General features: G+C 64.0%; 13 protein-coding genes. 11 read left to right on the plus strand and 2 right to left on the minus strand.

Annotated features, from left to right (window positions below; all coding sequences use genetic code 11):
• Positions 1-102 precede the first annotated feature (102 nt).
• Positions 103-924, plus strand: coding sequence for a hypothetical protein (locus ABNQ39_RS29160; protein ID WP_376965480.1), 822 nt, complete (start codon positions 103-105; stop codon positions 922-924).
• Between the two features lie 333 nt (positions 925-1,257).
• Here ABNQ39_RS29160 and ABNQ39_RS29165 read toward each other — a convergent pair whose 3' ends face one another.
• Positions 1,258-2,142: a hypothetical protein gene (locus ABNQ39_RS29165; RefSeq protein ID WP_376965482.1), complete on the minus strand. Its 885-nt coding sequence runs from the start codon at positions 2,140-2,142 to the stop codon at positions 1,258-1,260.
• Positions 2,143-2,178: 36 nt separating this feature from the next.
• The gene (locus tag ABNQ39_RS29170; protein WP_376965484.1) at positions 2,179-3,240 is read right to left on the minus strand and encodes a hypothetical protein; all 1,062 of its coding nucleotides are present in this window, start codon (positions 3,238-3,240) and stop codon (positions 2,179-2,181) included.
• A 641-nt stretch (positions 3,241-3,881) separates the two neighbouring features.
• Here ABNQ39_RS29170 and ABNQ39_RS29175 point away from each other — a divergent pair.
• From ABNQ39_RS29175 to ABNQ39_RS29220, 10 genes are all read left to right on the plus strand, one after another.
• Entirely contained in the window at positions 3,882-5,072 is a 1,191-nt protein-coding gene (locus ABNQ39_RS29175) for an extracellular solute-binding protein (protein WP_376965486.1), read from the plus strand.
• 112 nt (positions 5,073-5,184) lie between these two features.
• Positions 5,185-6,252, plus strand: a complete 1,068-nt coding sequence (locus ABNQ39_RS29180; protein WP_109096235.1) for an ABC transporter ATP-binding protein — start codon at positions 5,185-5,187, stop codon at positions 6,250-6,252.
• Entirely contained in the window at positions 6,249-7,151 is a 903-nt protein-coding gene (locus ABNQ39_RS29185) for an ABC transporter permease (RefSeq protein WP_098735235.1), read from the plus strand. The genes ABNQ39_RS29180 and ABNQ39_RS29185 overlap by 4 nt, the downstream gene beginning before the upstream one ends.
• Before the next feature lie 12 nt (positions 7,152-7,163).
• The gene (locus tag ABNQ39_RS29190; RefSeq protein ID WP_376965489.1) at positions 7,164-7,997 is read left to right on the plus strand and encodes an ABC transporter permease; all 834 of its coding nucleotides are present in this window, start codon (positions 7,164-7,166) and stop codon (positions 7,995-7,997) included.
• A 282-nt stretch (positions 7,998-8,279) separates the two neighbouring features.
• Positions 8,280-9,038, plus strand: a complete 759-nt coding sequence (locus ABNQ39_RS29195) for a GntR family transcriptional regulator (protein ID WP_098735233.1) — start codon at positions 8,280-8,282, stop codon at positions 9,036-9,038.
• Between the two features lie 159 nt (positions 9,039-9,197).
• Positions 9,198-10,718 carry a mannitol dehydrogenase family protein gene (locus tag ABNQ39_RS29200; protein ID WP_376965492.1) on the plus strand — a complete coding sequence of 507 codons (1,521 nt, stop codon included), beginning with the start codon at positions 9,198-9,200 and terminating at the stop codon, positions 10,716-10,718.
• A 39-nt stretch (positions 10,719-10,757) separates the two neighbouring features.
• A complete protein-coding gene (locus tag ABNQ39_RS29205) occupies positions 10,758-11,786 on the plus strand; it encodes a Zn-dependent oxidoreductase (RefSeq protein ID WP_376965494.1) in 1,029 nt (342 codons plus the stop codon).
• Between the two features lie 72 nt (positions 11,787-11,858).
• On the plus strand, positions 11,859-12,884 hold the full coding sequence (locus ABNQ39_RS29210) for a TRAP transporter substrate-binding protein (RefSeq protein ID WP_376965496.1): 1,026 nt from the start codon (positions 11,859-11,861) through the stop codon (positions 12,882-12,884).
• A gap of 71 nt (positions 12,885-12,955) precedes the next feature.
• Positions 12,956-13,459 carry a TRAP transporter small permease gene (locus ABNQ39_RS29215; RefSeq protein WP_376965498.1) on the plus strand — a complete coding sequence of 168 codons (504 nt, stop codon included), beginning with the start codon at positions 12,956-12,958 and terminating at the stop codon, positions 13,457-13,459.
• Positions 13,459-14,733 (plus strand): TRAP transporter large permease, encoded by a 1,275-nt coding sequence (locus tag ABNQ39_RS29220; RefSeq protein ID WP_376965500.1) that lies wholly within the window; start codon positions 13,459-13,461, stop codon positions 14,731-14,733. Before ABNQ39_RS29215 ends, ABNQ39_RS29220 begins: the two co-directional genes overlap by 1 nt.
• Positions 14,734-14,747: the final 14 nt, after the last annotated feature.

A 14,747-nucleotide genomic window follows, 5' to 3' on the forward strand; every position in this document is an offset into this window, starting at 1 on the left:
TTCAATGGCCGGCGCCCGCCCCATACTATGAGCTGGCGGGATTCCGGGGGTGTCCGGGGGTCCCGTGCCGCCGATTTACAGACCGAAGAGCCAGGGCAAGCGATGAAACCCGTTCCTCCCGTCAAGGTCGCCGGGTTGTTCGTCTGCCATGTCCGCTCCGAACGGATCGAGCGGCATTTCCGGCGTCTCGTCCACCAGACCGCGCACATGATCGACTGGCACTTCATGTTCAATCCGGGCAACCGGGCGGAACCGCAAGTCGATTTCGCCTATCGGCCGCCGGACTCCTGCATGCCGGCCCGTTATCGGGAGATGGCTGCGCATGGCGGCGTGCAGCGGGGCTACCTGGACGTGGCGATCATTCCCTGCGTCCTGTCTCTCGACGCCGATTTCGTCTGGGTCATCGAATACGACGTCGATTATTCCGGTGACTGGATGCAGCTTTTCGACCAGTTCAGCCGGAACGCGTCCGATCTCCTGACGACGACGGTCCAGCCGCTCGCCGCAAGTCGCGATTGGTACTATTGGCAGTCGGCCGCGATGCCGGCGTCGGTCAGCCCCGACCTCGTCCACCGGGCGTTCCACCCGATCATGCGCCTGTCCCGCCATTTCGCGCGGACCTATGGGCTGATCATGTCCGTTGCCGGCTGGCGCGGCCATTACGAGTTCACCCTGCCGACCGTCGCGCTCGCCGGTGGCTTCACCGTCGAAGACATCGGCGGGCAGGGTCCGCTTTGTCCGCCCGCCCGGCGCGGAACCAATTACGAGAACACTCCGCAGAACGAATGCCTGCGACCGGGCACCCTGATATGGCGCCCCTCCTGCCCGCGCTATTTTGCCGAGGACCCAAGCGGCTTCAGCCGGAGGAACATGATCCATCATCCGGTGAAGCCGGACGTTGCGGATTGGGACATGCCTGAGTGACGGGAACGCCGCCACAAATTTCCGCCTGATCCACAAGACACAATCTTGACGGGGAGGTCTGGAGCAATGATTATCATTGTCTCGAAGGATGTTCCCGCTCAGCCTTCGTTTGAAATGACCCTATAACTTAGGAATGGAAAGCATGTTCTTCTCCATCGAAACCGATCTGCCTCTTGGTCCGCCCCCGCCCCCGCCGCCTCCTTCGCCGCTTTTTTCTTGACGATACCGTCTTCTGACCTGTTTCGCCTTGCGCATACAGGTTGAAATTGCGGGGCCATGGTTCGCCATGGCCCCGCAATGCCTGTCCATCATGGAAGCCTCGTCAACCGGTAGTCAGCACAGCGTGTCGATCGCTTGCATCGCTTCGCTCCAGCGTTGTCTCGCCAGCATCTGAGTGTCACGGCGTTTCAGCCAGGGGTCCGGCACATAGTTGCCAAGAAACGGGTTGGTGTTGATCTCGAACACCACCGCTCCGTCCCGTGTGGCGGCATGGTCCGCGCGACCATACTCGATCCCGGCGATCTCGAACGCCGGCTTGAGCATGGGTTCGAACCGATTGGTCGATACGGCGTCGAACTCGTCGGAGACGATGTCTTCCGTAAGACAGTCATGCCGGCCATACTTGACCATCCAGCGGTCTTCGACGGCAATGTGCTCCACGACGATCCGGTCTCCGATCCGCCAACTCCCCCATTTGGCCCACAGGGCGCCGTTGTACGCCGCATCGACCTTTTCCAGGACGAGAACGCCGCGCAAAGGCACTCCGTTCCGGCGCTGGACGGCAAGAGCCTCGTCGAGCTCGCTTTGGTTGTGATAGAGGGCGTCCGACGGCATCTCATGCTCGTCTTCAAGGCGAAGGAAGACGGGAAAACGTGACGGCCTGGGGCGCATGTCCGCTCGATAGACCTCTATGGGATTGCCGGTTCTCTCGCCGAGATTGGTCAGGAGTTCCACCCGGCTCATCGCGCAGGCCGGGTCGTTCATGCAGCGCACGCCAAGATCGCGCAATTTCCGGTACAGGTCGGCGGCCCGCCTCAGGCGGGGCGTCGAAAGACGCTCGAGATCCGCGAAAACATAGGTGGCTTTCGGCAGCGTGGACGCGGCAAAGACCTGATCGTAAGTCAGGCTCCGGATGTCCGGAACCGGCACGCCGAACTGACCTTCGGCAATGCTGCGAAGCGTGTACTGATGTTCCGGGGTCGTCAGGAGAATGATCATGGAAAGGCCATCACTGCGTGCGGGGGGCGGCTGAGATCATGTCAGGTAGACGTGGATTCCGCGTTCGAAGTCGATTCGGACCTTTGAGATTGCCGTGCCTGGACGGAACAGGCTGACCAGTCGATCAATTCTGTTGCGCAAACCGTGATTGTCGCGGGCAAACCGATGCCTGCGCATCACACCTTGCCTGCCATCGCGATCAAACAGCTTCAACGCATGGGCATGGGCGTCCGCGATACCGTCGACGGAATAGCTCTCCATCCGGACGATCGGCAAGGATTGCTGATCGTGCCGTGAAACGACCAGATCGAGATCGGGAAATTCTGGCGGAACGATCGGGATCAACCCACATGCCAGGGCATCGAACAAACGTTGCGATATATCGTTTCTCAATGGAAGAATTAGACTGGTCTTATGAGAAGACCAATCCATTAATCTCTGTTCCTGACTGTACGAGAAGTAGGTCGATCTTTTATCAAGACCTAAAGAGAACACATGTTCATTCGGGTTTCTTTCGCGAAAAGCAGCGATCAATTCACTCCTTTCTTTTGCATCTTCGTGGTTGAAAAATCCGCCATACAATTTGTCGCATCGCTGTGCAGCACAGATCCTTTCCTCTATCGAAGAAAGAAAGACGCTGCTCCACTGCGTTATGCAAAGAGGAAGATGCGGCGCTATGAGGGTGGCCGCATTTGCCATGTCTTCATGTGCGAACCAATGAGCAGGAAAAACCGCATCGGCGACCATTGCCGACTTACAGTTGAGGATAGGCTGATGATGATTATCCCATGACCAGAGCGCAATAAAAGGTTGCCTTTTTATGCTTTGCAGCTTCCAGCCAAATATTTCTTCATTCTTTAAGTGTCCGCAGAGAATCACTATATCGAAGTCAAAATTTGGATCCTCGATGATCGATTGGTCGGATGAAATCCTCACGTTGTAGTCAGAATTCAAAAAATCATTGTGAAAATCATCGGGGAATAAAAAATGATTTTCCGTAAAAACCAGAATATTTATTATACGCCTTTCAATGACATTCTTTAGTTTTTTAAGAGAGCCTTCTATTTTTACTGCGCACATTTTAGGTATCGCTGTCATTCAATCCCACCAAAACCATCAAACCCTGATTTGCGTCACCAATGGAATGGGGAACGCATGAAAAATTGCAAGCTCACCAACATATTAGGAGATTCCCTTGATTTTTGGGTGCATCAAGATGCGTCGAAATGAGTCGTTTCAACGCTCTTGTTCTATCGACATAAAATCAATTTACCCAAAATTATATTTGAATAATATTTTCGCCATTCTATCGATATATTTTTCAGGACTTAGGTGTCTCTATCGAGGAGATATAGTAATTCGCTTGATATCAATTCATAGCATACTGGCACATGAATTTGGACGATTCATATGCTTATCCTGAATATTTTCACAGCTTGCCATTGTAGCGGTCCATAACGCGCCGGCTTTCGACAGCCATCGGTCAGGGAGCAGATTTCAGCCCCAAACCCACCGCACCTAGCACTCAGCACCGCTACGCTACCATACGAGTTTCCGCTTGCGGAGCCGGGACTACCATACTAGCATTCGGCACAGGAACGAATTATCCGCATCTTCCACGATCCCGCTTTCCGACCGGTCCCGTCAGGCAAACCGCCATGGCTTCCCGGCCGCTTCAGTATGTCTGCCGCAGCTCGAACCACCACAATTTGAAAATACGCAGAAACGGGAGGAAACCTATGATCGACCACGGGATTTCACGACGCGGCTTCCTCGCGGCGTCCGCCGGCACCGCCGGGCTTCTGGCGTCCGGCCGGCCGGTGTTCGCCGCCCTGCCGAAGCCGGCGAGCCCGGTCACGCTGAATGTGGTGGACGTCGCCGGCAATCTGGCGCTGACCCAGAAGGCCATCGAGAATTACCGCAAGGCCAAGCCCGACTGGGCCTCGCGCATCGTCTTCTCCAAGGCGCCGGCGCCGGAACTCCCCGGCAAGCTGAAGGCGCAGCAGGACGCCAACCGGGTCGACATCGATCTGGTGCTGACCGGCACCGATGTGCTGTCCGCCGGCATCGACCAGAAGCTGTGGGTCAATCTGCTGCCGGACCGCGCTGGCGACCTGCCGAAACTGTCAGACATCTATCTGGAACCGGCCGCCCGCATGCAGGGGCTCGCCGAAGGCCAGGGCGTGGTGGTCACCTACTACCCGTCGGGCCCGCTGTTCGAATATGCGCCGGAACGGGTGAAGCAGGTGCCGAAGACGGCCGCGGAGCTGCTGGCCTGGGCGAAGGCCAATCCGAAGCGTTTCGCCTATGCCCGCCCGGCCAACTCCGGTCCCGGCCGCACCTTCCTGATGGGGCTGCCCTACATCCTGGGCGACAAGGATCCCAAGGATCCGGTCAATGGCTGGGAAAAGACCTGGGCTTACCTGCGCGAGCTGGGCGAGACCATTGAGGCCTATCCAGGCGGCACCACGCCGACCATGAAGGCGCTGGGCGAAGGGTCGCTCGACATCATCGTGTCGACCACCGGCTGGGACATCAACCCGCGGGTGCTCGGCGTGGTGCCGAAGTCGGCCGAAGTCTTCGCTGTGGAGAATTTCCGCTGGGTCGCCGACGCCCATTACATGTGCATCCCCAAGGGCGTGTCGGCGGAAAAGCTCGCCGTCCTCCTGGACCTGATGAACCATCTGCTGACCCCGGCGCAGCAGGCCTACACCTATGACGAGGGCTATTTCTATCCGGGCCCGGCGGTGAAGGGCGTGACGCTCGCCATGGCGCCGAAGGAGAGCCAGGACGCCATCGCCGAGTTCGGCCGCCCGTCCTACGACAAGCTGATCGCCGACCACCCCATCGAACTGCCACTCGCCGCCGACAAGCTGGTGCAGGCCTTCCGCCGCTGGGACGAGGAGATCGGCGCGCGTAAGGGCAAGTGACGGGCAAGTGACCGCGCACCCGCCGACGACGTGAAACGGAGGGTCCCGCCACCCGGCACCGGGCGACGGGACCCTCCGAAGACAGCGCCCCATCCAGCCACAGGACCCCGGAATGACCGTCGGAGCCACCACCTTCAAGCAACTGCACCTTCAGGGAGTGAGGCGGGAGTTCGACGCCTTCACGGCGCTGAAAGGGCTGGACCTCACCATCGAGCGCGGCGAGTTCATCGCTCTGCTCGGTCCGTCGGGATGCGGCAAGACAACCGCGCTGAACTGCATCGCCGGGCTGCTGCCGGTCAGCGGCGGGCGCATCATGCTGGATGACCGGCGGGTCGACGTGCTGCGGCCGGAAGAGCGCGGTTTCGGCATGGTCTTCCAGAATTACGCCCTGTTCCCGCACATGACCGTGCGCAAGAACATCGGTTTCGGCCTGCGCATGCGCGGTGTGCCGAAGCCGGAACTGGAAAAGCGGGTCGACGCCGCCCTGGCGGCGGTGCGGCTGGAATCGCAGGCGGAAAAGCTGCCGGGCCAGCTGTCGGGCGGCCAGCAGCAGCGCGTTGCCATCGCCCGTGCCATCGTGGTCGAGCCGCCGCTGGTGCTGATGGACGAACCGCTTTCCAACCTCGACGCCAAGCTGCGGCTGGAGATGCGCCAGGAAATCCGCCGCATCCACCAGTCTCTCGGCTCCACCACCATCTACGTCACCCACGACCAGGAAGAGGCGCTGTCGCTGGCCGACCGCATCGTCGTCCTGCGCGACGGCGCCATCCGGCAGGTCGGCACCCCGGCGGAGCTTTACGCCCTGCCCGCCCATCTCGACGTCGCCGACTTCATGGGCTTCCGCAACCGCGTCAACGGCGAACTGGTCGGGATGGAGGGCGAGGACGCCCTGCTGAACATCGAAGGCACGGTGATCCGCGGCCGGATGCGTGCGGCTTCCGCGAGCAAAGCGGCCGTCGCCGCGATCCGCCCCGACGATCTGGAGCCGACCGGCACCGACAGCGGCATCCCGGTGCGGGTGGAGGCGGTGGAGTATCGCGGGCGCGGCTTCCACGGCGTCGGTGTCACCGCGTCGGGCACCGAGCTGCATTTCGCCTCCCCCTACCCGCTGCAGCGGGGCGCCGCCGTCCGGCTCGGCGCCGATGCCGGCCGCGTGCTGGTGTTCGGAGACGCGCGATGAGCGCCGTCCTCGAAGGCCGCGCCGAGGGTCCGACCCTGCGCCAGCGGCTGGCGGCCCGCGGCATCGACGGGGCGACCCTGCTGGTGCTGCCCTGCGTGGCGCTGATCCTGGGGCTGTTCATCTACCCGTTCCTCTACGGGCTGATGCTGTCCTTCGAGCCCAAGGACGGATCGCTGTTCGGCAATTACGCCCGGTTCTTCAGCGATCCTTTCCTCTACGGCACCATCTTCAAGACGCTGCGTCTGGCTTTCCCGGTCACGCTGCTGAATCTGCTGATCGCCATTCCCATCGCCTTCCGCGTGCGGCTGATGCGGCGCCAGCGTCTGCTGACCACTCTGCTGGTGCTGCCGATCACGCTCGGCACCGTTCTGGTGGCCGAAGGCATGCTGTTCTATTTCGGACCGCAGGGCTGGTTCAACCGCGCCCTGATGGCGGTCGGGCTGCTGTCCACCCCGATCTCCGTGCTGAACGGCTATTGGGGCGTCTTCATCTCGCTGGTGCTGACCGGCTTCCCCTTCACCTTCCTGCTGACGCTGTCCTACGTCACCGGCATCGACCCGTCGTTGGAGAATGCGGCGGCGACGCTGGGCGCCGGCCCGGCCGCCCGCTTCCGCGAGGTCTTCCTGCCGCTGCTGATCCCCGGCCTCGCCATCACCTTCTGCCTGTCCTTCGTCCAGGCCTATTCGGTGCTGCCGTCGGCGGTGCTGGTCGGCGATCCAGCCGGCGCCACGCGCGTCATCTCCATCGCCGCCTATCAGGCCGCGTTCGAGGAGTACGACTACTCCATGGCCTCGGCCATCGCGATGATCATGGGGGCGGTCCAATTGCTGGTGGTGGTTGCGGTTCTCGGCTGCCGCTCGCTGTTCTACCGCGGCCCCGCCGCGGGCGCCAAAGGCTGAGGAGAGGCGGCAATGCAGAAATCCATCATGTCCCGCCTGTGGGTCTTCGCCGTCTGGGCGGTGATCGGGCTGTTTCTGATCAATCTGTTGGGGCTGATCGCCTCGGTGATGACCTCGTCGGTGGCGACGCGCTGGCTCGGCACCTGGCTGCCGGTGGGCTTCACCACCCGCTGGTACTTCGCTGCCTGGGACGAGTTCCAACTGGGCGACGTGCTGTGGGTCACCTTCCAGGCGGTGGGGGCCGTAGTCCTGCTGTCCGGCCTGCTCGGCGTCCCGGCCGCCTATGCGCTGGCGCGGCGCGAGTTTCCGGCCAAGCGGGCGGTGATGCTGTTGCTGCTGCTGCCCCTGCTGGTTCCGCCGATCACCTATGGCATCCCGCTGGCGACGGTGCTGTACAAGGCGGGGCTGGGCGGCACGCTGACCGGCGTCATCCTGGCCAATCTGGTGCCCACCGTGCCCTTCGTCGTGCTGGTGATGATCCCCTTCATCGAGCAGATCGATCCGCGCACCGAGGCGGCGGCCCGCGTCTTCGGCGCCAACATCTTCCAGATGTTCGTCCATGTGCTGGTGCCGATGCTGATGCCGGGCGTGCTGGCGGCGCTGCTGCTGGTGCTGGTCCGCACCATCGGCATGTTCGAGCTGACCTTCCTGGTCTCCGGACCCGGCAGCCAGACCCTGGTGGTGGCGCTCTATTACGCGGTGTTCGCATCCGGCGTCCGGGCGGTGCAGTCGATCGACGCCATGGCGGTCATCTATATGGTGACCACGCTGGTCTGGCTGATCGTCGCCCTGCGCTTCGTAAATCCGACCCAGATCGTCGGCCGCGGCAAGCGTCCGGCTGCATAAGTTCGCTGTCCATGCCTGCCCCGTTCAAGGCTGTGATACCAACATCATGATCCTGAACGGGGTTCCCGTAATTTCCGCCGCCACAGGCCGGCAGTTTGTTTGTGGAACTCTGACGAGGTCTCTTTGATCCGGACGAGTTTTCGTGAGAAACCCGCATCGCATCAAGCAGGGTCGGCGGGAAATACTCTTGCCGGCCGCTTGGTATGGTAGTATCCTGATAGACCAATCATTCGCTCCGGCCCTTCGGGCTGGTTTCGAGGCGCCATACACCATGACGTGCCGATGCTGAACAAGATCGACGTGGAATCCGGCGAGCCGATCGCGCGGCGCGTGTACCGGGTGCTGCGCCAAGCCATCGTGACGATGCAGTTCAGCCCCGGCCAGGCCCTGTCGGAGCAGGAGATCGCCGACCAGCTCGGCGTCAGCCGCCAGCCGGTGCGCGAGGCCTTCATCAAGCTGAGCGAAGCCGGCCTTCTCACTATCCGGCCGCAGCGCGGCAGCTTCGTCGTCAAGATCTCGGTCAAGCAGGTGCTCGACGCCCGCTTCGTGCGTGAGGCGGTGGAAACCGCCGTGGTGCGCAAGGCCTGTGAGACCATCACGCCGGCCGGCATCGCCGAACTGCGCGACCTTTTGAAGGCCCAGTGGGACATCGCCGACGAGCCGGTGCCGGTGCGTTTCCTGGAACTGGACGAGGCCTTCCACCGCGCCATCGCCATCGGGGCGGAGTGCGACTATGCCTGGCGCATCGTCGAGGAGACGAAGGCGCAGATGGACCGCGTCCGCTATCTCAGTGTTCCCTACGCCACGCCGATCCGCCGGCTGATCTCGCAGCATCAGGCGGTGCTGGAGGCGATTGTCGCCCGCGACCCGGTCAAGGCGGAGGCGGCGATGGGGTTGCATCTGCGCGAGATCCTGACCTCTCTGCCCGAACTGGAAGGCAAGTTCCCCGACCTGTTCACCCTTGAGGAGGCCGGAACTCCGCCGGCATCGAAGGCGACCTCCAGAAGCAGCGGCCGGTCACGGGTTGCCGCCCTGCGCTGACCGCCACCGCATGTGCAGTGCCGGCGGCAAGCGGAGACGGCAGTAGCAGGACTATATGGTTTGCCAGGATGACAATCCGGGTTGCCCTTCTCCGCGCTTCTTGACATACTACCATACAAGAATGTGAGCCAACCGCTCGCCTGGAAGGAAATGCTCTCCATGCCATCGTCCACCGTCCCTCCTTCCGGCGCCCCGTCGCGGCGCCTCAGCGCCTCCGGCCTGTCCACCCTGCCGGCGACGGTGGCCCGCCCCGGCTATGACCGCGAGGCGCTCGACATCGGGATCGTCCATCTCGGCGTCGGTGCTTTCCAGCGCGCCCATCAGGCGGCCTATACCGACGCCCTGCTGGAACAGCAGTTCGGGCCGTGGGGCATCGCCGGTGTCAGCCTGCGCAGTCCCGACACCCGCGACGCGCTGGAACCGCAGGACGGGCTCTACACCGTCGCGGTGCGCGATGCGGAGGGGGAGCGGCTGCGGGTCATCGGCTGCCTGCTGGACCTGCTGGTCGCCCATGAGGACCCGGAAGCGGTGCTGGAGCGGATGTGCCGCCCGTCGGTGCGCATCGTCACCCTGACGGTGACCGAGAAGGGCTATTGCCACGATCCGGCGACCGGCGCGCTGAACGAAGCCCATCCCGACATCCGCCACGACCTGGACAATCCGGACAAGCCGCGCACCGCCATCGGCTTCCTGGCCGAGGCGCTGTCCCGCCGCCGCGCCGCCGGGCTGGCCCCCTTCACCGTGCTGAGCTGCGACAACCTGCCGAGCAACGGCGACACCGTCGCCCGCATCCTGCGCCGCTTCGCCGAACTGCGTGATCCGGCCTTCGGCGCCTGGGTTGCGGAAACGGTCGCCTGCCCCAACAGCATGGTAGACCGCATCGTCCCCGCGACCACCGAGGCCGACCGCGCCCGCGTCTCGCAGGCGCTCGGCATGCAGGATTCCTGGCCGGTGGTGACGGAGCCCTTCACCCAGTGGGTGGTCGAGGACCGCTTCCCCGCCGGACGACCGGCCTGGGAGACGGTCGGGGTGGAACTGGTCGCCGACGTCCATCCCTATGAGACGATGAAACTGCGGCTGCTGAACGGCAGCCACTCCACCATCGCCTATCTCGGCTATCTGGCCGGCTACGAGACGGTGTCGGACACCATGGCCGACCCAGCTTTCGCCACGCTGGTCCGCAACCTGATGGACCGGGAGACCGGGCCGACGCTCCACATGCCGCCCAAGGACCAGGGGGGTGCGGATATGGAGCAGTACAAGGATGCGCTGATCACCCGCTTCCGCAATCCGGCGCTGCGCCACCGCACTTGGCAGATCGCCATGGACGGCACGCAGAAGCTGCCGCAGCGCCTGCTGAACCCGATCCGCGACCGGCTTGCCGCCGGTGAACCCATCGACCGGCTGGCCCTGGCCGTCGCCGCCTGGATGCGCTATGTCGCCGGCACCGACGAGAAGGGCCAGCCCATCGACGTGCGCGATCCGCTGGCATCCCGTCTGGCTGAGATCGCAGCCGCCACCGCCGGCAATCCCGACCGGCTGGCTGAGGCGCTGTTCGGCCTGACCGCCGTGTTCGGCGAGGATCTGCCGCGCGACCCGCGCTTCACCGCTCCGGTGACCGCCGCACTCAAGCGCCTGTTCGCCGAAGGCGCTCGCGCCGTCGTCGCAGCGGCCGCCTGACCTTTTCTCACAGCATCCTCTTCAGTAGGGAGTGGTCCCGTGGTTGCCCTGACCGTCGAAAAGCCGCATGTGCTGGCGCTCCGTCCCGAGAACACCCCGTCTGCCGGGCCGGTCAAGGCCGGCGAGGTGCTGGTGCGCGTCCAGCGCGCCGGCATCTGCGGGTCGGATCTGCACATCTACCACGGCTCCAACCCCTTCGCGGTCTATCCCCGCGTGATCGGGCACGAGTTCGCAGGCACGGTGGAAGCGGTCGGCGACGGCGTGACCAACGTCGTTGCCGGCGACCATGTGGTGGTCGATCCGGTGGTATCCTGCGGCCGCTGCTATGCCTGCCGGGCCGGGCGCACCAATGTCTGCGCCAATCTGGAAGTGTTCGGCGTCCACCGCGACGGCGGCTTCCGCAACCATGTCGTGGTGCCGGCCGCGAATGCGGTCAAGGTGCGCTCCGACCTGCCGATCTCGATTGCAGCGTTGGCCGAACCGCTGTCCATCGCTGCCAACGTGCTGTCGCGCACCGGCATCGGCGCCGACGACACGCTGCTGGTCTATGGCGCCGGCACGGTCGGGCTGACGGTGGTGCAGGTCGCCAAGCTGCATGGCGCCCGCTGCATCGTCGCCGACCTCGACGACAAGCGGCTGGAGCGGGCGAAGGAGTTCGGTGCCGATGTCGTCCTCAACTCGTCGCGGGTGTCGGTTCCCGACGCGGTGCGCGACGAGAATGACGGGCTCGGCCCCACGGTGGTGATCGACGGCGCCGGCGTGCCGGCTTTGCTGGAGGAGGCCTGCCGCCTCGCCAGCCCAGCGGCGCGCATCGGCCTGCTCGGCTTCTCTCCCGCCCCCTGCAACATCAGCCAGCAGGAGATCGTGAAGAAGGAACTGACGCTGGTCGGCTCGCGCCTGAACCGCCGCCTGCTGCCGCAAGTCATCGAGTGGCTGGAGAGCGGCAAGCTGAAGCCCGCGGCGATGATCACCCAGGTCTTCCCCATCGCCGACGCGGCGAGCGCCTTCTCGCTGATCGAGACCGACCCGTCCAGCACCATCAAGGTCCAGCTCGACTTCGAAAGCTGACCGCCTGCCGGACGGCAGCCACCAGTCAAAGCAATGGCGGGCATGATCCGCCAAAAACGGAGGGACACCAGGATGAACAGCAAGACCCCGATTTCGCGCCGCACGCTGGCTAAGAGCATCGGCCTCGGCGCCGGCATCGCCGCCGGTGCGACGCTGCTGGGCGGCATCGCCGCCCCGGCCATCGTCCGCGCCCAGGCCAAGACGACGCTGAAGCTCGGCCACCTCGCCAACGAAGAGAATGTCTGGCACAAGGCCTCGCTGGTCTTCGCCGAGGAAGTCGCCAAGCGCACCAACGGCGCGGTCGAGGTCAAGGTGTTCCCCAACGAGCAGCTCGGCAAGGAAACCGACCTGATCAAGGGCATCCAGCTCGGCACCATCGACTTCACCATCACCGGCGAGTCCCTGCAGAACTGGGCGCCGGCCGCGGCACTGCTGGCGGTGCCCTACGCCATCCGCGACCTCGATCACCTCGACAAGGTCGTAACCGGCGAGCCGGGCAAGAAGATCGCCGATTCCATCGAGCAGAAGACCCAGCTGGTCCCGCTCACCTACTTCGCCCGCGGCCCGCGCAACCTGACCAGCAAGCGCCCGATCAAGTCGCCGGACGAGCTGAACGGCCTGAAGATGCGCGTCCCCAACGTGCCGCTGTTCGTGTCCTTCTGGCAGGGGCTGGGCGCCAAGCCGACGCCGATGGCCTTCTCGGAGGTGTTCACCGGCCTGCAGAACGACACCATCGAGGCGCAGGAGAACCCGCTGGCGCTGATCAAGTCGGCGAGCTTCTACGAGGTCCAGAAATACGTGAACCAGACGGAACACGTGATCAGCTGGATCTATCTGGTCGGCGGCTCGAAGAAGATGAACAAGCTGCCGGCCGAACAGCGCGCCGCCATCATGGAGGCCGCCAAGGCTGCCCAGGCCGCCGAGCGCAAGCTGTTCATCGAGGACGAGGCCAAGCTGGCCGCCGACCTGAAGGCCAAGGGCATGGAGTTCATCGCCGTCGACAAGGCCGCCTTCGCCGAGAAGGGCCGTCCGGCCGTCGTCGCGGCGCTGTCGCCGGAAATCAAGCCGATCTACGACGAAATCCTTGCGGTGAAGTGAGCGGAGATTAAGGCCCTCTCCCGGACCGGGAGAGGGCGCCCGTCTCCCCCCAAACCGCAAGAGCCATTCCAATGCGCAACGCCTTTGCCGCCCTGGTGTCGGCCGTCTCCGCCCTTTGCCGTTGGGGAACCCTGGCGGCCATCGGCGTCCTCATCGTCGTCGTGACCATCCAGGTGCTGGGCCGGGTGCCCGGCTTTCCGTCGCCGCCCTGGACGGAAGAGGTGGCCCGCTTCGCGCTGGTCCATCTCGTCGCCTTCTCTTGTGGCCTCGCGCTTTTGCGCGGCGAGCTGGTGAACGTCGACATGTTCATCCTGCTGCTGCCCAAGCCGATGCAGACCGCCGTCGCGCGGCTGGTCGACATCGCGATTCTGGTCTTCGCCGTCGCGATCATTCCCGGCGCCTGGGACTATGTCGTCGGCAGCCTGGGTGAGCGGGCACGCTCCATCAACGTCCCGATGATCTGGGTCTATGTCGTGACGCTGATCATCCCGGTCTCGCTCGCCTTCTTCTCGATTGCCCGGTTGGCCGGGCTTGGGCGCGACTCCGCGCCGCCCAGCCATGGGGAAACCGTCTGATGGTCACCGCACTGTTCGTCACCTTCGCCGTTCTGCTGATCCTGGGCGCGCCGGTGGGCATCGCCTTGGGCGGCGCGTCGGCGGTCTATCTGGTCGGCAGCGACATCGACCTCGCGGTGGTCCCGCAGTTCATGTATGCGGGCATGGACAGCTTCGTCCTGCTCTGCATTCCCGGCTTCGTGCTGGCCGGCAACCTGATGAATGGCGGCGGCATCACCGACCAGATCGTGCTGTTCAGCAACCGGCTGGTCGGCCATATCCGCGGCGGCCTCGGCCTTGCCAACGTCACCGGGTCGATGGTGTTTGCCGGCATCTCCGGCACCGCGGTGGCGGAAACCGCCTCCATTGGCGCCGTGATGATCCCGGCGATGCGCAAGTCCGGCTACGACGCGCCCTTCGCCGCCGCCGTGACCGCCGCCGCCTCCACCGTTGGGCCGATCATCCCGCCCAGCGTGCCGATGATCATCGTCGGCACCCTGACCGGCCTGTCGGTCGGCAAGATGTTCATGGCCGGCGCCATTCCGGGCCTGCTGCTGGGCATCGGCATGATGCTGACGGTGTGGATCCTGGCACGAGCACGCAACTATCCGCGGGAGCCATGGCAGGGCTTCGGCGCGCTGGTCCGCGCCAGCCGCGGCGCCTTCTGGGCGCTGCTGATGACGGCGATCATCCTGTTCGGCATCGTCGGCGGCTATTTCACCCCGACCGAGGCCTCCATCGTCGCGGCGCTCTACGCCTTCGTCATCGGTCTGTTCGTCTACAAGGGCTTCAAGCTGCGCCAGCTGCCCGGCATCCTGCTGGAAAGCGCCATCGGAGCGGGCGGGCTGATCCTGCTGGTCGGCCTCGCCAACGTCTTCGGCTGGATCCTGACCAGCGAGCAGATCCCGCAGGCCATCGCCTCATCGATGCTGGCGCTGACCACCAACAAGTACCTGATCATCCTACTGATCAACATCCTGCTGCTGATCGTCGGCACCTTCATGGAGACGATTGCGGCACTGATCATCCTGTTCCCGCCGCTGCTAGCGGTGGCGACCCAGGTCGGCATCGACCCGATCCATTTCGCCACCTTCGCCGTGCTGAACCTGATGATCGGCCTGACCACCCCGCCGGTCGGCGTCTGCCTGTTCGTCGCGGCCAACATCGCGAAGATTTCGCTGGGCGCGATCACCAAGGCGATCTGGCCCTTCCTGCTCTGCAACATCCTGATCCTGTTCCTGGTTTCCTACATCCCGGCCCTGTCGCTGTGGCTGCCGAGCCTGCTTTTCCGCTGATTTTCCAGACTTCC

Origin of the sequence: Azospirillum sp. A26, from assembly GCF_042604635.1 — a bacterium.
Lineage (GTDB): Bacteria > Pseudomonadota > Alphaproteobacteria > Azospirillales > Azospirillaceae > Azospirillum > Azospirillum palustre.